This window comes from Paenibacillus sp. PAMC21692, assembly GCF_014303795.1.
Lineage (GTDB): Bacteria > Bacillota > Bacilli > Paenibacillales > Paenibacillaceae > Pristimantibacillus > Pristimantibacillus agaridevorans.
Window position 1 is genome coordinate 2,259,265 of sequence record NZ_CP060293.1, and the last position, 16,528, is coordinate 2,275,792.

Below are 16,528 nucleotides of genomic sequence, written 5' to 3' on the forward strand. Positions count from 1 at the left end.
ATGTGTATGAAAAAGCGAGTACAATGGGCGTAGGCAGGCAGGGACGGGCGGATGTGTATGAAAATGCGAGTACAATGGTGCGTTGGCAGGCAGGTACAGGCGGATGTGTATGAAAAAGCGAGTACAATGGGGCGTTCGCCGGGAGTGGCAGCATATAGGGGATTTATGGGTTTGAGATCGCAGCCAAGCGGACATGCTGATAAGACCGCGATTATGGGATCTAATCAAAGGAGGAATGTTTCATGGTTGGCATTCATTCCGTGCATCGCCGCATGGCGGAGCTTACGCTCAAAGCGAGGGCGATCGGAGGGTATCACATGTTGTCTCCGCTGGAGAAGAGAGAGCTGGAGCATTGTCTGAAGGTGAACTTCGATCTTGTCTCCAATCTGGATTCGCTCAAGTCGGTCGCCTTTGTCGCCTACACGACCGGAGATGCCGAATGGCATCAAGAGCTTTGCACCAAGATCGAGCAGATTGAAGCCAAGCTTATTTAAGCTCCAGCATTTTTTCAATAGTGCAACCAGAGTCAAACGGGACGGCAGCAGTCGTTAATACGAGACAAGCGGCGGCGATTGGAAGTGGTATACTCATCGTATAAGGTTAAGCATCCCTACCAATAACGATGAGAAGGCGGCGAGCTTGTTATGAAAAAATCGATGATAGCAGCCCAGTTATACACGCTTAGAGAGTTTTGCAAGGATGAGGCAGGTCTGAGAGAGTCGCTGCGCAAGGTGAAGGAAATCGGCTACGAGGCCGTGCAAGTGTCCGGTATCGGCCCCATTGCTCCGGAGATCGTGAAAGCGATTGCCGATGAATATGGCCTGACGATCTGCGCAACGCATGTCGGTTACGACGCGCTTACGACGGATCTGGAAGCAACGATTGAGAAGCATAAGCTCTGGAACTGCCAATACGTCGGTCTGGGCTCCATTCCGGAAGCGTTCCGTAATTCGGGCGGCGCGGGTTATGCCGAATTTGCCGGCATCGCCAGCGACATTGGCCGCAAGCTGAAGGAGCATGGCCTGCAATTCATCTACCATAACCATCACTTCGAATATACGAATTACGATGGCAGAACGGGCATGGCCATCCTGCAAGGCGACAGCGACAAGGATGCGGTGCACTTCGAGCTGGATATGTATTGGGTGCAAGCCGGCGGCGCGAGCCCGGTAGATGCGGTGCGTGAGGTTGACGGCCGCATGCGTGTCGTTCATCTCAAGGACATGGCGATCGTCGACAACAAACAAGTGTTCGCGGAGATCGGCGAAGGCAATATGAACTTCCCGGCTATCATCGACGCTTGCCGCGAGATCGGCGTGGAATGGTATGTGGTGGAGCAGGATGTCTGCTTGCGCGATCCGTTCGAAAGCCTGGCGATCAGCTACCGTTATTTGAGCTCCCTGGCGACGGAATAGTATTAAATCAGGAAAAAAGCCTTTGGCTCCGATACGGGGACCGAAGGCTTTTTAGTTTTTTCTATACCAGACTGAATACGGCTGTGCTACGCATGTCGGTTACGACGCGCTTACGACGGATCTGGGAGCCACGATTGAGAAGCAGAAGCTTTGGATTGCCAGTACACGTCGGTCTGGGCTCCGTTCCGGAAGCGTTCCGAAATTCGGGCGGTTCGGGTTATGCCGAATTTGCCGGCATTGCCAGCGACATCGGCCGCAAGCTGAAGGAGCATGGCCTGCAATTCATCTATCACTTTATTGACTCGGGATGATGCGCGTTGGCCTTCAAAGGACGGCAAGGCCTTATCGCTTTGAAATCAAGGCAAGCATAAGCGTTCTCCCTACTCGACCTCTACCTACACGTGGATAACTTTTGAGAACGGACTAAAATGCGGGTCCCAGTGATCCTACAGTTTGATTACGGTTATTTATGCGCAATGAACAGTTACATACCAAAAGCACAAAGCGGGGGACGGTGTGGGGCGTGATCCATCTTATGCGTACGTGTACAATTACAGATATACACTGGCATCTGCTCTTCAGTTACGTTTGGTCGATTAACAATTGTACGAAAATACACAAATATAACTGCGTAAGTGCTAGTTTTCCGTGAATTTGTACAATTATACACAAATTATGGATCGGAAAGCTTCCGAGTTTCGATATGGGGCGAGTATTTGTGTATTTTTGTACAATTTGCTGAGCTGGGGTAGGTAAAGTCTGCGAAATTGTGTAGATATGTACAATTAGGGAGAGTGGTGAGAATAACGAGCCGCGGGATGTACAAGTTGTGGAGAACGACGAGCCGCGGGACGTATAAGTTGTGGAGAACCAACGAGCCTCGGGACGTATAAGTTGTGGAGAAACAACGAGCCGCGGGACCTACAAATTGTGGAGAAACAACGAGACTCAGTGAAACAAATTTTGAAGAAACAACAAGGCTTCAGCCCACACAAATTGTGGAGGGAAGATCAAGTTTCAGGGTAAATATACAATTGTTTTGCCGACTGCTTTGCAAAGAAAGTGCCCTCACCGAGCGGTAATGTAGCGATGAATACTCCGTACGCCAGTGGAGTGCAAAGTGGCTGCACAGTCGCCGGCTGGCTGATTCATAACGCGGAAAGCGGGGCGCCGACAAAGGTCGGCGCCAGTTGCTTGCAGCTATAATTGTCGGCATAACAGCCCCGAAACCTCGACCCAGCCCGAAAATGATCAGATCGTCCGCAAGTTCCGTAACCTCGACCCAGCCCGGAAATGATCAGATCGTCCGTTAGCCCCGAAACCTCGACCCAGCCCGGAAATGATCAGATCGTCCGCCAAGCTCCGGAACCCTGATCCAGCCCGAAATGATCAGATCCTCCGTCAGCCCTTCGCCGTGCTGCTCTCCTTGCGCTCCAAAAATAGAGTGAGACCGATTAGAGTAACCAGAATCGTCGCCCCCATGTCGGACAGAATGGCGATCCATAACGTGAGCCAGCCTGGGATCGTGAGAAGGAGCGCGATCAGCTTCAGGCCAAGGGCTATGCCGATATTTAGCCGTATAATCCGGTCGACGCGCCTTGCAAGCCTCATCGCATAAGGCAGCTTGCCAAGATGATCCTGCATTAGCACGATATCGGCCGTCTCCATGGCGCTGTCCGTACCTTTGCCCATAGCGATGCCAAGCGTGGCGGCGGCAAGAGCGGGAGCGTCATTGACCCCGTCGCCGACCATTCCGACGCGTCCTTCCGCCGCCAAAGCGCGAATCGCGTCCACCTTATCCTCCGGAAGCAGGCCGCTCTTTACTTCCGATACGCCTATCCGATTCGCAACTTTACGCGCCGTCTTCTCATGATCGCCTGTCAGCATGACCGTTCTACGAATATGGAGTCCGTGAATGGCCGCAATGACGGATTGGCTTTCTTCGCGAACCTCGTCCTCGATGCCGAACAAACCAAGCACCTCCGAGTCGTCGGATACGATCGCAAGGGTGAGTCCGGCTGCCTTCAGCGCTTCAATATCGCTTCGAACCTGCTCCGGCATATCGAGATGAGAGGCGCTCAGCTCATTGCCGAGTCTGTAGATGCTTCCGTCGATGTCGGCTTCCATGCCGACTCCCGCTATAGTGCGGAGGGAAGACGGCGTCTCCCCGGCATCCGTAATGCCTCTCCGGGTTGTTTCCTCCAACACGGCTTTGGCAAGCGGGTGGGTCGAGCCGTTCTCGATGAGGGACGCTACGCGGAACAGGCGTTCTTGGTCATAGACCCGCACTTCCGTCACATGCGGTTTTCCTTTGGTTAACGTGCCTGTTTTGTCGAAGGCGATCAGCTCCAGCTTTCCAAGCTGCTCCAGATGAACGCCGCCTTTGACGAGAATGCCGTGCCTTGCCATGCGTGCGATACCGGATACGATCGCGATCGGCGAAGCCAAGATGAGGGCGCACGGGCACCCCACGATCAGAACGGATAACCCTTGATACAGCCAGACAGACCAGTCTCCTCCGAAAAGCAGGGGAGGGGCCAACATGACGATGACGGCAATGATCATAATGGCGGGCGTATAATAACGCGCGAATTTGTTGATAAACAATTCCGTGGGCGTCTTTGTCTCTTGAGCCTCTTGCACAAGATGAAGGATACGGGCGAGAGAGGAATCCCGGTACGCCTTCGTAATTCGCACGAGAAGCAGGCCGTCCTGATTGAGGCTGCCGCCTAAAACGATGTCGCCGGCAGCTTTGTAGAGCGGCAAGGATTCGCCCGTGATGGCCGCTTCGTTAACCGAACTGACCCCTTCGATCACTTCGCCGTCGGAAGGAATTTGATCGCCGGGTCTGATCTTTACGATATCGCCCGCGGCAAGCGCAAGTATGGGCACGATCACCTCGCGACCGCCCTCCATCTTGCGAGCTTCCTTAGGCGCCGTCTTGAGCAGCGCATCCATGGAACGCCGGGCTTTCTCCATGCCCAGTCCTTCGAGCCATTCATTTAGTCCGAACAGGATGGCTACCAGCGTCGCTTCTTTCCATTCGCCGATCGCAATGGCGCCGGCGAGCGCAACGGTCATCAGCGTATCCATCGTGAATTTGAACCGCAGCAGATTGCGGAGACCCTTCATGAAGGTCGAATATCCGCTGATGGCAGTCGCCGCCAAATAAATGGTCACAACGATCCAGGACTCCGCTCGCCCATCGAGCAGAAGTCCAACGATATATAAGATGGCCGCGGCGAGGACGGGCCTCAGCTTCGTCCAACCGCTGCCATGCGAATGGTCATGTTCGTCTCCATGTTCGGCATGGTCATGTCCGTGCTCTTTCTCGTGGTCGTCAGGGGAGTGGATCCCTTGCCCCGCATGCGAGTGGGCATGACCATTCACGCTTCCGGTTGCCTCGGCATCCGCTGGAGCAGCCGAGAGCGTGGCTCCGTCCGACTTCAAAATGCGGCGCACGGCTTCCATGGAGATCTCTTCGTTGACTCGCAATCTGCCCGAATTATAATTAAGCGTAGCTCCCTCGCCATGCTCAAGTTCCCGAATTTCTTGTTCCAGCCGCATTGCGCAGCCGCCGCAGGAGAGTCCCTTCACCTGATACTGCTTCATACCGCTCGCCTTCCTTCTCATCTGTACATATGAATACTTGTTCATATGATATTATTATTTGGCTTGTTCTGTCAAATGCACATTCTTTGTTGAAGTAACTTTCATATCATTCGTAAAAAAATGTTCGATTTTTCTTATTTGGGGATGTAGAGGATGTCCCACTATTATGGTACGCTAAATGACATAAACCAAACGAGGTGAATAAGGAATGAGTGCACAAGTAAAGCGCAAGAAAAAATCGGGGTCACGCAATTTCGTATTGTATACGGCTATTGTCGTACTGATCATCGTATTGCTCGTTATTATTAATCAGACACAGAAGAAAAGCGAAGGACAAAACAAAGAACTGGCCAGCGCGCCTTCCACTCAGTCGCAGCCGGTGATGGGCGATGCGAACGCCAAAGTATCCATCGTCGAATTCGGCGACTACATGTGCCCGTCCTGCAAATATTGGGGAGAGGCGGTATGGCCGCAATTGCAGAAGGATTACATCGATACGGGCAAGGCTACGTTTGCCTACGTTAACGTTGATTTCCATAAGCAGCCATCCGTTAACGGAGCTCTGGCGAGCGAAGCGGTGTTGAAGTCCTATCCCGATCAATTTTGGGCGTTCCACAAGGCGCTGTACGACCAGCAGCCGACTGCCGAGCACGATGAGGTATGGCTGACGGAGGACAAAGCCGTGGAAGTGGCCAAAGCAACCATTCCGGACCTGGACGAAACCGCCTTCCGAACCATTATGAAATCGGACGAGATGAAGGAACAATATCTCTTGGACAAGTCATTGTACGAGAAGTTCAACGTCAACCAAACGCCAACCATCATGATTAACGAGACGCAAATCGCAAATCCGTTCGATTACGCGGCGATTAAAGCGGCGATCGAAGCGAACCTGGAATAGGGGTGGGCTCATGGCATTCAGGAGGAACGCGTTGTACTTCGCCTGGCTGGTCGCTGTCATAGCGACGCTCGGAAGCTTGTATTTCAGCGAAATTCGCGAATTCATCCCTTGCGATCTGTGCTGGTTCCAGCGCATATTGATGTACCCGCTTAGCATTATTCTTGGCATTGCAGCGTTTTACGACGATTTCAAAATAAAAAAATACGTGCTGCCGCTCTCCATCATCGGTATGTGCGTCTCGACCTTCCATTATATGATGGAGAAAATCCCCGGGTTCGAGAAGGTGCGCCCTTGCACAAACGGCGTTCCGTGCACGACCGAGTGGATCAACTGGCTGGGCTTTATTACGATTCCTTTCCTCGCGTTGACGGGATTTACCCTCATCACGATCTTGCTTCTCGTCGCGAAGAAACGGGACAACGAGCAAGAAGGAGAATAAGAATATGTCTGGCAAATTACTGCTCGTGGAGGACGATCTCTCCATCGGAGAGATGGTCGAAGATTATTTGACGAAAGAAGGCTACGCCGTCACGGTTGTTCGTGACGGCGTTGCCGCGCTTGAAACATTCCGTGCGGAGAGCTTCGATCTGGTGCTGCTCGACCTCATGCTGCCCAAGATGAACGGACTTGACGTTTTGCAGAGGTTCCGCGAGCGCAGCCGCGTGCCGATCCTGATCTTGTCGGCCAAGGACGGAGAGGTGGACAAGGCGCTTGGGCTGCGATTCGGCGCGGACGATTATATCGCGAAGCCCTTTTCGCTGCTGGAGTTGTCGGCGCGCGTAGCGGCCTCCATTCGCAGGGCGACTCAGTATTCGGAGGTTATCGCGGACGAAGCAGAAGTCACGTCGGACAAGCTGACGGTCGGCGATTTGATCGTGGATCCTTCCAACTTCATCGTAACGAAGAGAGGCGAGGAACTAAAGCTGACCGCAAAGGAATTCCAAATTTTAAAGCTGTTCGTGGAGCACCCGACGCGGGTTTATACCAAAGCGTTGTTATATCAGCTTGTCTGGAACGACACGTATTACGGCGACGAGAATGTGATTAACGTACATATGCGGCGCCTGCGCGAGAAGATTGAAGACGATCCGTCGAATCCCCGCTACATCCGTACGTTATGGGGCATCGGCTATCGTCTGGGAGAACAGTAGCATGGCAGGGCTGTGGTTATTGCCGGCTGCCGTGCTGCTGTTTTTTGCCGTGAGAGAGAGGCTGCGCAATCGCGCTTATCAGAGGGAGATTGCTTATATCAAGGGGAAACTGGATGACATAGCCCAAGCTCCTTCGAAGCAATCGACGGAACGAATCCTGTTAACGACTGAATCCCATGCCGTGCGGGAGCTGCTGGTCGGGATAAACGATCTGTTGGACCGTGCCGGCAAGTCGGCTGCCGACTATGCGATGACGGAGAGGGCCATGCGCAAAATGCTTGCCAACGTGTCCCACGACTTAAGAACGCCGCTCACCGTCGTCTTGGGATATGCGGAGATGTTGGCCAAAAATGTGAATATGACCGCGGAAGAACGCCTCCGGTTGTTAGAGAAAGTGCATCGGAAGACGGAAGAAGTGCTGGAGCTTATGAACGCGTTCTTTGATCTCGCCAAGCTGGAATCAGGGGATTCCGAGCTGGAGCTGTCGATGGTGGATGCGGGAGAGGTTTGCAGAAACGGCGTGCTGGCCTTCTACGATCTGCTGTCGGACCAGGGGCTGGAGGTAGACATTAAACTGCCGGAGGAGCCTGTCTGGCTATACGCAAACGAAGAGGCGTTGGGTCGCATTTTAAACAATCTGTTGTCCAATGCGGTGCGTTACGGCTCGGATGGCGGTTACTTGGGATTGTCGCTGTACGCCGAAGGGAGCGAAGCCGTCATCGAAGTAACGGACCGGGGCCGGGGCATTGACGCTGCCGATCAAGATCGGGTCTTCGAGAGATTGTACACGCTGGATGACTCCAGAAACAAACATTCGCAGGGGAGCGGGCTTGGACTTACAATTACGAAGCGGCTAGCCGAACGAATGGGCGGGGTCATCGGAGTATCCAGTTTGCCGTTCGTCCGCACGACGTTTAAGCTGACGATGCCGCGTTCCGCAGGGGCAAGGCGAGGAGAGTAAGAAATAAGTAAGAAACGGGAAAGGAAAAAGAGAGGGGCCCGCGATAAGATAGAAACAGATCAGCAAGAGATCGAAATCTGGCGGGGAGTGAACGACATGACGGATGTAATAAAGACGCGGCTGCTTAGCAAAACATATGGCAAAGCGGATATCGTAAAAAACGTCAATATGACGGTTAAAAAGGGAAGTATTTACGGCTTCCTTGGTCCCAACGGGGCAGGCAAGTCAACCTTGATGAAGATGCTGCTGGGTCTCGTCAGACCCTCCGGGGGCGAGATTGAACTGTTTGGAAGCAGGATGCTTCCGGGTTCGGTGGAGCCTCTCAAGCGAATCGGCCATATGATCGAGACGCCGGTCTTCTACGAAAAATTGACGGCGGAACAAAATCTGGCGCTGCATGGCGAATATATGGGGTTCTACAACCAGGACGCCATGAAGGAGTCGCTGAGCATGGTGGGACTAATCGGCATCGAAGGCAAGCCGGTCAAACAGTATTCGCTTGGCATGAGACAACGTCTGGGTATCGCAAGAGCGATCTCGACGCGTCCCGAGCTGCTGTTGCTCGACGAGCCTATCAACGGCCTGGATCCCTCAGGCATTCAGGAGATGAGGTCGCTGTTCCGCAGGCTTCGCGACGAATTCGGAATGACGCTGCTCGTATCCAGCCATCTTCTGGGCGAGATCGAGCAGGTGGCCGATGTCATCGGCGTTATCGATATGGGCGTTCTTGTCAGGGAAGTGACGATGGAGGATATACGCGCATCCAGGACCGATTACGTGGAGATCGTGACGGCCGATGCCAAGCAAGCCGCATACGTGCTGGAGGAGAAGCTGGGCATTCGGAACTTCAAGCTTATCGGCGAACGCACGCTGAGAGTATATGACAGGAATGTGCCGCAGGACGAATTGGCAAAGGGACTTATTCTAAACGGCGTATCCGTGGAGTCCATAAATCGGCGTCATCATTCGCTCGAAGACTTCTTCCTGGAATTGACCAAAGGAGGTGCGGTCCATGCTTAATCTCATTAAACTCGAGCTGCGCAAAGGACATCTGAAAGGTTATGCATGGGGTTCCGTGCTGGCATACGGCATCATCGCCGGTTTCCTGGCGCTTATCTATTTCACCGAAGGTCCGATCTCGGAAGAACCGATCTTCGCGAGTTACCCGGACATGCTGGAGATGATCGACGTGTTAGTCCGGGCTACGTTCATCATCTATGGGGCGGCTTTGCTGTCCAAACTTGTCATTAGCGAATTCCGGGACAAAACGATGGGGCTTCTGTTCGCTTATCCGGTCAGCAGGAAGAAGCTTATGTACGCCAAGCTGTCGATCGTCTTCATATGGACGTTTACGAACGTTGTTATAGCGAATGTGCTCGTCGGCACGATCTTCCTTATCATCAACGAAAATATGGGTTACGTTGATGATCAATGGAGCAATTCGCTTCTGTACGAACACGGTTTGACGATACTCATGCAAGCCATCGGAGCTGCGGGTATCAGTCTTTTGCCGCTCCTCTTCGGCATGAGGAAGAAGTCCGTGGTTGCGACGATTGTATCCGCCGTTCTTATCGTCATGCTGGTGGCTTCCAACAATATGGGCTTTACCCTGAGCTCCATCATCGCGATCCCGCTCTCGTTGTCGGCTATCGGCGTTTTGCTGGCATTCTGGAGCTTCCGCGACATAGATAAGGTGGACGTAGGCTAAGGATGGCAGGGTAAAATAGAGCAAGAGTAGAACAACAAGATCCCGAAAACCTCCGGCCGATGTTCTGTGGTACAACTATGAGTAAGAGTAGGCCGAGAGGATAGTGATATGCGATGGAGACGATCAACTTGCCAGCGCCGGTAGGCTTTCATTTTGGACATAATCTGGCCTATCTGGAGCGTTCGGCGAACGAATGCCTGTTCCGCACGGAAGCCGGTGCGGTCTATAAGGCGATAACTGATGGGGTTTATGGGGCTGTGTGGCATGTGAGTGAAAGCGATAAAGGCGGGGTGAAGCTGGAGCGATTGACGGAGCCATTTGCGGTTGCCGGTCTCTCCGGCTTCACGGGAACCGCAAAGGAATCTGCTGGCGGAGAGCCGGTGCTGCTGTTGGCGTCGGAGCAGGAACAGGCGGCGTCAAAGGATGCTGGTGGTCCGCGGTCGCTGTCTGCCAAGGAATCCCTTACCTCCGCAGCAATTGCGTACGTGCGCGAATGGTTTGATCTGGAGAGGGACCTGACTCCGTTCTATTCGCTGGCGGAGAATGATCCTTGGCTGCGGGAGCCCGTCCGCCGCTTCCAGGGTCTCCGGCTGCTGGGCATACCGGATCTGTTCGAAGCGCTATGCTGGGGAATTATTGGCCAGCAGATTAATCTGGCGTTCGCGTACACGCTAAAGCGCAGGCTGGTCGAACGATATGGCCGATGCATCGAGCATGGGGGGCATGCCTACTGGCTGTTCCCGGAGCCGGAGACGATCGCGGGGCTGACGGTAGAGGAGCTTGAACCGCTGCGCATGACGACGCGGAAGAGCGAATACCTCATCGACACTGCTGCAGCAGTGGCATCGGGCGAGTTGACGAAGGAGAGGCTGTTGGCATCGGGCAGTATGAAGGAAGCCGAGCGCATGCTTGTCAGTCGGAGGGGCATCGGTCCCTGGACGGCCCATTACGTCATTATGCGATGTCTTCGTTACCCGGACGCGTTCCCGATCGACGACGTTGGTCTGCATAACGCGATCAAGTCGTTGACTGGCGAGGGTCGCAAACCGACCAAGGGAGAGCTTTCAGCCATGTCGCAAGGCTGGGCGGGCTGGGAGGCGTACGCGACCTTTTACTTGTGGAGGCTGCTCTATTAGAGCGGCCTTCTTTTGTGCATTTGTGCATATGCGAGGGCGGGGGCGGGCAGAGGCAGGCACAGGTGCAGAGGTACAGGTAGAGGCAGACACAGGCGCAGAGGTGCAGGCAGAAGCAGGCACAGGCGCAGAGGCACAAGTGCAGAGGTACAGGCAGAGGCAGGCACAGGTGCAGAGGCGCGGGGAGTCGCACAGTCGCAAAGGCGGAGGGCAAGTGACAACGTAACGGCGTGCTTCCCAATAGAGGTCCCTTATATTATGGCTGATTATCAGCATGCGACCGCAAACTCGAAGCCAACCAATATTTTGCAGTTACCAAAACTAATAGAGGGAAAACCTCCCTCTAATATGCCCGATTAGCCGTATGCGACTCAAATAGAGGGAAAAGTGCCATCTAATATGGGGAGGACGGTCTAAATCACACTAGGATGCATGAATTAGAGGGAGAATTTCCCTCTCTTAGCGGAGATGTTGGAACGATGCAGGAATTAGTGGGCACTTTTCCTTTTAAATTTAGTTTAAAAGCCAAGCAGGCACATAGACGCTGTTGCACCAACTGGCGAACATGCAGCCAAAGCGCTTTTTGCGCAATTACCTCAATATCCGATAGCGCACCAACTGGCGAACATGCAGCCAAAGCGCTTTTTGCGCAATTACCTCAATATCCGATAGCGCACCAACTGGCGAACATGCAGCCAAAGCGCATTCCGCACTATTACCTAAATATACGATAGCGCACCAACTGGTGGACGTGTCTGCCAAAGCGCTTTCCAAGTAATTTCCTTTGTACCGATAGCGCACCGACAGGCGGACGTGCTACCAGAGTGCGTTCCGTGCAACTCATCCACCCACCATCCGATCCCCCACCATCCGATCCCCCACCATCCGACCACCCTCCATCCCATTACTACCATTCATCCACTCACCATCCATTTCCAACAGTCAGCCAGCTACATCTCCCGCACCTTCTTATAGTACTGCATAGGCGACAGGCCGACATATTGCTTGAATACCTTGCTAAAGTGGTAAGGATCCTCCAGACCGACCAGATAACCGATCTCGCCGAAGCTCATTGGGGTTGCCCGAATCAACTCCCGCGCATGCTGAATCCGGATTTTGTTGGCGTAGCGCATGATCGTCTCGCCCGTATATTCCTTGAATACGCGGTTCAAATAATCGTAGTTCGCTTCCAGCTCCGCCTGGATTTCCGTGCTTGTCAGCTTCTCGGTATAATGCTGCTGAATATAGTCGAGCAGCGCGTGTACCTTCGTAATCGCCTTGGAGCCTTTGCCGCCTTCGTTCTGCAACACGCCAAGCAAATATTCGCGGGACAGCTCGATCAGAAACTCGGAAAATCGAAGCGCGGTCACCCCTCGATTGTAATGCTTGCGCCGATAGAGCAGCAGCAATTCGTTCATGGCGCGCATGAGCTGTTGGAAGCTGTTTTTATCGGAGATCGTACAATGTTTGGGGAAATAATGAGTAGGCACCTGACCGTGCCCATCATCGTCATCCAGCACATAACTGCGGGCAAGCTCCGCAGGGTCGATCACTCTGGGCGATGGCGTAAGTCCAGGATGCCGGAAGTGGAAAAAATAATAGTCGCAGACAGCCTTATTCGTCCCCTCGTGATCGAGTCCGGGCTCCAGCAGCAACATGTCGCCTCGCCGCAGCACGTATTCGCGGCCTTCCTCTCTCATATGAAGCTCCCCGCTTTTGATCACATACAGAACATGTTCGTCCGTATTGCGGAAGAAGTGAATCCATGGCGTACCATAAGATACGAAGCCCATTAATTCGATCTTCGGCACGCGCTCTACATTCATCTCCAGCATGTCCGTCCCACCTTTACCCAGAGTAATAAAAGTCGGTTTTATACAAAAATCGTCACGATCTCACATTCCCGAATAGTCTAGCACATTCTATACTGTGGTGGAAACATGCAAGCGATATTAAGGAATGGATGGTGACTATGGAAAAGCTGAAGATCGGTGTCATCGGCATGGGAGGCATCGCCAATTATCATATTTGGGGTATCGAGAACAGTCCCGATGCAGAGCTGTTCGCTATCTGCGACGTCAATGCAAAAGCGTTGGAGGAACGGGGCGAAGCGCTTGGCATTCCGCAGGAAAGACGGTACTTGCGCCACGAGGAGCTGCTAGCGAACAAGGAAGTAGATGCCGTCATGATCGGCACGCCGAACAACAATCACTTTGCGGTTGCGCTTGACGCGATTCGGGCGGCCAAGCCGTTCGCACTGGAGAAGCCGATTGCCTTGAATATGCGCGAAGCGCTCGCGCTCCGCGAGGAGCTGGCCAATAAGCCGGTTCCGCACATTGTATGTTTTTCGTATCGGTACAGGAGTGCGGCCCGTTATGCAAGGGAATTGATCCAGTCCGGCAAACTGGGGACGATCCGCCATGTGTACAGCCAATATTTGCAGGGCTGGGCCATTCCCGAGGACGTTCCGCTCTATTGGCGCTTTAGCAAGGAGCTGTCCGGCTCAGGCGCATTAGGCGATCTTGGCTCGCATATTCTCGACCTGCATCGGTTCCTGGTTGGCGAGACGACGAGCGTAGTCGGTCACGGCGATACGATCGTCCGCGAGCGCAGCTTGCCTGATGGCAGCGGCAAAGGAGAGGTTGATGTAGACGACTTCTGCCATGTTCTTGGCCGCATGGAAAATGGGATCTCGTCCTCGATGGAAATTTCGCGCTTCGCTTACGGACGAGGCAATTACCAACGGATCGAAATATACGGCTCCAAGGGCTCGCTCGTCTATAGTCTCGAAGCCGAAGATACGCTGGAAGGCAACTTTGACGACGAAGAAGGCGGCTTCCGATTTCTTGACATACCGGAGTTGCATAAGGCCGAGCAGATGCAATCGTTTTTCGATCTGGTAAGGGGAAAGGACGACGGGTTAAACGCGACGATCGAGGATGGGTACATTAATCAGCGTACGATCGACGCCATTATCGAATCGTTTGCGGAAGGACGCTGGGTATCGGCGGAGTAAGAGGCTCTAGAAACTTTTGGGGATCATAATAGAAGGAGGACGTTATATCATGACGACATTAAAAGTGACGATCTGGAACGAATACAGGCACGAAAGGCTAAACGAGCATGTGGCGGGAATTTACCCGAGAGGGATCCACAATGCCATCGGCGATTACTTGCTGAAAGCGGAGAGCGTGGAGGTAACGACGGCGACGCTGGACGAGCCGGAGCATGGGCTGACGGAAGAGGTGCTGGCGAATACGGATGTACTGCTCTGGTGGGGGCATCTGGCGCACGGCGAAGTGCGCGATGATATTGTGGAGAAGGTGCGTGACCGCGTACTGGACGGAATGGGCCTTATCGTGCTTCACTCCGGGCATGCCTCCAAAATCTTCGAGCGGCTCCTTGGCACGAAGACGGGCACGCTGAAGTGGCGCGACGATGGCGAACGCGAGCGTGTCTGGGTCATCGAGAGCGGACATCCCATCGCGGAAGGGTTAGGCGACTACTTCGAAATTCCGAAGGAAGAAATGTACGGCGAACGCTTCGAAATCCCGACACCGGACGAACTCGTGTTTATCTCCTGGTTCGAAGGCGGAGAAGTGTTCCGCAGCGGCTGTACGTACCGCCGGGGCAGAGGCAAAATCTTCTACTTCCGTCCAGGCCATGAGACGTTCCCCGTCTATCATCAGTCCGAGGTGCTTAAAGTCATCGGCAATGCCGTCCGCTGGGCTGCGCCAACGCCAGGAGCGGCCTCGGTAGCGGGCCGTACGGAGCCGATTGAGCGGATCGGTGTAAGCACTGTTAAATAATCGGCTGCATGTCATAGCCCGCCCTGTCGATTCATTTCGGCCGGAGCGGGTTTTCGTTTTGCGGAATAACAATTACAAAAAATCCACAAGCTCATTAAAGCTCTGTGGATTTATTTTGGAACGTGCGCTTGACTTAAGTTATTAAGCAATATATACTTACTAATAGTAAGTAACAATAAATTAAATTCAACGAAATGGGAGGTCAAGCTTCCAATGCCCCATAAATTACATCCAGGCATATCGCTGGGCGAGGTTAAGCTAAGAGTGAGCGATTTGAGCCGTTCGCTTGCATTCTATGAAGAAGTCATTGGTCTTAAGCTTCTGAGGAAACAGGATGAGCGAACCGCCGAGCTGACGGTCGACGGCAAGACGACGCTGCTCGTGCTGCAGGAAGTGCCGGGAGCAGTCGTTACCCCGGAACGTTCGCATAGCGGCTTGTACCATTTTGCGATTCTGTTGCCGACAAGGAAGGACTTGGGCGTTACATTGAGACATTTGGTGGACAAAGGCGTGGCAATCGGCCAAGCCGATCACCTAGTCAGCGAAGCACTATACTTGTCCGACCCGGACCAGAACGGAATTGAGATCTACAGAGACCGGCCGCGGTCCGAGTGGAATCTTAATAGCGATGGAACCGTACGGATGGCAAGCGATCCCATCGACTGGCATGGCTTGCTGGCGGAAGCGGAAAACGAGAAATGGCGCGGTCTTCCTCTAGGAACAACGATGGGACATGTTCACTTCCATGTGGGAGATATGGCCAAGGCGAGAGGCTTCTATTGCGATGTGCTTGGTTTCGACATTGTTGCCGATTGGATGAGAATGGGCGCTCTGTTTATCTCGGCTGGCGGCTATCATCATCATGTCGGCCTTAACCTGTGGGCGGGCGTCGGCGCTCCGCCTGTATCGGGCAACGGAACCGGGATCGATTATTTTACGATCATCTTGCCGGACGAGGAAGAGTTGAAAAAACTGACGTCATCCATCACCGAAGCAGGATACTCCTGCGAAGAGCGGCAAGATGCAGTATATCTGCGAGATCCGTTTGGCATCGGAGTAAGACTGCTGGTCTCCCGTTCATAGGTATTGCGTTACTTGGCGCAGAACATTATCATCGCAAAAAAAATCAACTACGACATACGGAGGTATTATCATGGGAACATTAACAGCAACTAAGGACTTCTACACGGCAGTGCAAGCGAGACGTTCCATCTACGCAATCAGCAAGGAGCAGGTTGTGTCCGACGAACGTATTCAGGAGGTTGTGAACCATGCGGTTCAATACACGCCTTCTTCCTTCAACTCCCAGAGCGCGCGCGTCGTTGTTTTGCTTGGAGAGCAGCATGACAAGCTGTGGAACATGACGACAGATACGCTGAAAGCCATCGTGCCTGCGGATCAATTCGGCCCGACTCAGGACAAAATGAACGCATTTGGAGCGGGTTACGGCACGGTGCTGTTCTTCGAGGACACGGCGGTCGTTGAAGGTCTTCAGAAGCAGTTCGCAGCTTACGCGGACAACTTCCCGGTCTGGTCGAACCAATCTAACGGCATGCTGCAATACGTCATCTGGACATCATTGGAATTGGAAGGCTTCGGCGCTTCGCTGCAGCACTACAACCCGCTGATCGACGACAAGGTGAAGGCAGAATGGGAAATCCCTGCAAGCTGGAAGCTGCTGGCCCAGATGCCATTCGGCAAAGTGGTTGCTCCGGCAGGTGACAAACCGGTTCAACCGCTCTCCGAGCGCGTAAGGTTCGTGAAATAATAATTTCCTATACAGAGCATTCCGGCCATCCGTGGCCGGGATGTTTTTTTGTTCGGCAGCGCGAATTAGA

16 protein-coding genes are annotated in these 16,528 nt (G+C 53.4%); 14 read left to right on the plus strand and 2 right to left on the minus strand.

The window, feature by feature from the left end; genetic code table 11:
• Nucleotides 1-242: 242 nt before the first annotated feature.
• The 3 genes from H7F31_RS08985 to H7F31_RS08995 all read left to right on the plus strand — a co-directional run bounded on the left by H7F31_RS08985 (nucleotide 243) and on the right by H7F31_RS08995 (nucleotide 1,726).
• Nucleotides 243-494 carry a DUF7667 family protein gene (locus H7F31_RS08985; RefSeq protein ID WP_187103868.1) on the plus strand — a complete coding sequence of 84 codons (252 nt, stop codon included), beginning with the start codon at nucleotides 243-245 and terminating at the stop codon, nucleotides 492-494.
• A gap of 150 nt (nucleotides 495-644) precedes the next feature.
• Nucleotides 645-1,415, plus strand: a complete 771-nt coding sequence (locus H7F31_RS08990; RefSeq protein ID WP_187103869.1) for a sugar phosphate isomerase/epimerase family protein — start codon at nucleotides 645-647, stop codon at nucleotides 1,413-1,415.
• 134 nt (nucleotides 1,416-1,549) lie between these two features.
• On the plus strand, nucleotides 1,550-1,726 hold the full coding sequence (locus H7F31_RS08995) for a hypothetical protein (RefSeq protein ID WP_187103870.1): 177 nt from the start codon (nucleotides 1,550-1,552) through the stop codon (nucleotides 1,724-1,726).
• A gap of 1,090 nt (nucleotides 1,727-2,816) precedes the next feature.
• Here the strand turns inward: H7F31_RS08995 and H7F31_RS09000 are convergent.
• Nucleotides 2,817-5,027, minus strand: a complete 2,211-nt coding sequence (locus H7F31_RS09000; protein ID WP_187103871.1) for a heavy metal translocating P-type ATPase — start codon at nucleotides 5,025-5,027, stop codon at nucleotides 2,817-2,819.
• A gap of 208 nt (nucleotides 5,028-5,235) precedes the next feature.
• Here H7F31_RS09000 and H7F31_RS09005 point away from each other — a divergent pair, with 208 nt between their 5' ends.
• From H7F31_RS09005 to H7F31_RS09035, 7 genes are all read left to right on the plus strand, one after another.
• Nucleotides 5,236-5,928, plus strand: coding sequence for a DsbA family protein (locus H7F31_RS09005; protein WP_187103872.1), 693 nt, complete (start codon nucleotides 5,236-5,238; stop codon nucleotides 5,926-5,928).
• Between the two features lie 10 nt (nucleotides 5,929-5,938).
• The gene (locus H7F31_RS09010) at nucleotides 5,939-6,367 is read left to right on the plus strand and encodes a disulfide oxidoreductase (protein WP_108995184.1); all 429 of its coding nucleotides are present in this window, start codon (nucleotides 5,939-5,941) and stop codon (nucleotides 6,365-6,367) included.
• Nucleotides 6,368-6,371: 4 nt separating this feature from the next.
• Nucleotides 6,372-7,079, plus strand: coding sequence for a response regulator transcription factor (locus H7F31_RS09015; RefSeq protein WP_087569768.1), 708 nt, complete (start codon nucleotides 6,372-6,374; stop codon nucleotides 7,077-7,079).
• A gap of 1 nt (nucleotide 7,080) precedes the next feature.
• On the plus strand, nucleotides 7,081-8,040 hold the full coding sequence (locus H7F31_RS09020) for a sensor histidine kinase (protein ID WP_187103873.1): 960 nt from the start codon (nucleotides 7,081-7,083) through the stop codon (nucleotides 8,038-8,040).
• A gap of 96 nt (nucleotides 8,041-8,136) precedes the next feature.
• The gene (locus H7F31_RS09025) at nucleotides 8,137-9,060 is read left to right on the plus strand and encodes an ATP-binding cassette domain-containing protein (RefSeq protein WP_087569766.1); all 924 of its coding nucleotides are present in this window, start codon (nucleotides 8,137-8,139) and stop codon (nucleotides 9,058-9,060) included.
• Nucleotides 9,053-9,748 (plus strand): ABC transporter permease, encoded by a 696-nt coding sequence (locus H7F31_RS09030; protein WP_187103874.1) that lies wholly within the window; start codon nucleotides 9,053-9,055, stop codon nucleotides 9,746-9,748. Before H7F31_RS09025 ends, H7F31_RS09030 begins: the two co-directional genes overlap by 8 nt.
• 113 nt (nucleotides 9,749-9,861) lie before the next feature.
• Entirely contained in the window at nucleotides 9,862-10,884 is a 1,023-nt protein-coding gene (locus H7F31_RS09035) for a DNA-3-methyladenine glycosylase family protein (RefSeq protein WP_187103875.1), read from the plus strand.
• 947 nt (nucleotides 10,885-11,831) lie between these two features.
• Here H7F31_RS09035 and H7F31_RS09040 read toward each other — a convergent pair.
• Complete coding sequence (locus H7F31_RS09040; protein ID WP_187103876.1) at nucleotides 11,832-12,716, minus strand: AraC family transcriptional regulator; 885 nt, start codon at nucleotides 12,714-12,716, stop codon at nucleotides 11,832-11,834.
• Nucleotides 12,717-12,853: 137 nt separating this feature from the next.
• Between H7F31_RS09040 and H7F31_RS09045 the strand changes: the two genes are divergently transcribed.
• The 4 genes from H7F31_RS09045 to H7F31_RS09060 all read left to right on the plus strand — a co-directional run bounded on the left by H7F31_RS09045 (nucleotide 12,854) and on the right by H7F31_RS09060 (nucleotide 16,458).
• Entirely contained in the window at nucleotides 12,854-13,897 is a 1,044-nt protein-coding gene (locus H7F31_RS09045) for a Gfo/Idh/MocA family protein (protein WP_258235189.1), read from the plus strand.
• 49 nt (nucleotides 13,898-13,946) lie between these two features.
• Nucleotides 13,947-14,690 (plus strand): ThuA domain-containing protein, encoded by a 744-nt coding sequence (locus H7F31_RS09050; RefSeq protein WP_187103877.1) that lies wholly within the window; start codon nucleotides 13,947-13,949, stop codon nucleotides 14,688-14,690.
• Nucleotides 14,691-14,903: 213 nt separating this feature from the next.
• A complete protein-coding gene (locus H7F31_RS09055; RefSeq protein WP_187103878.1) occupies nucleotides 14,904-15,773 on the plus strand; it encodes a VOC family protein in 870 nt (289 codons plus the stop codon).
• Nucleotides 15,774-15,843: 70 nt separating this feature from the next.
• Complete coding sequence (locus tag H7F31_RS09060) at nucleotides 15,844-16,458, plus strand: nitroreductase family protein (protein WP_187103879.1); 615 nt, start codon at nucleotides 15,844-15,846, stop codon at nucleotides 16,456-16,458.
• Nucleotides 16,459-16,528: the final 70 nt, after the last annotated feature.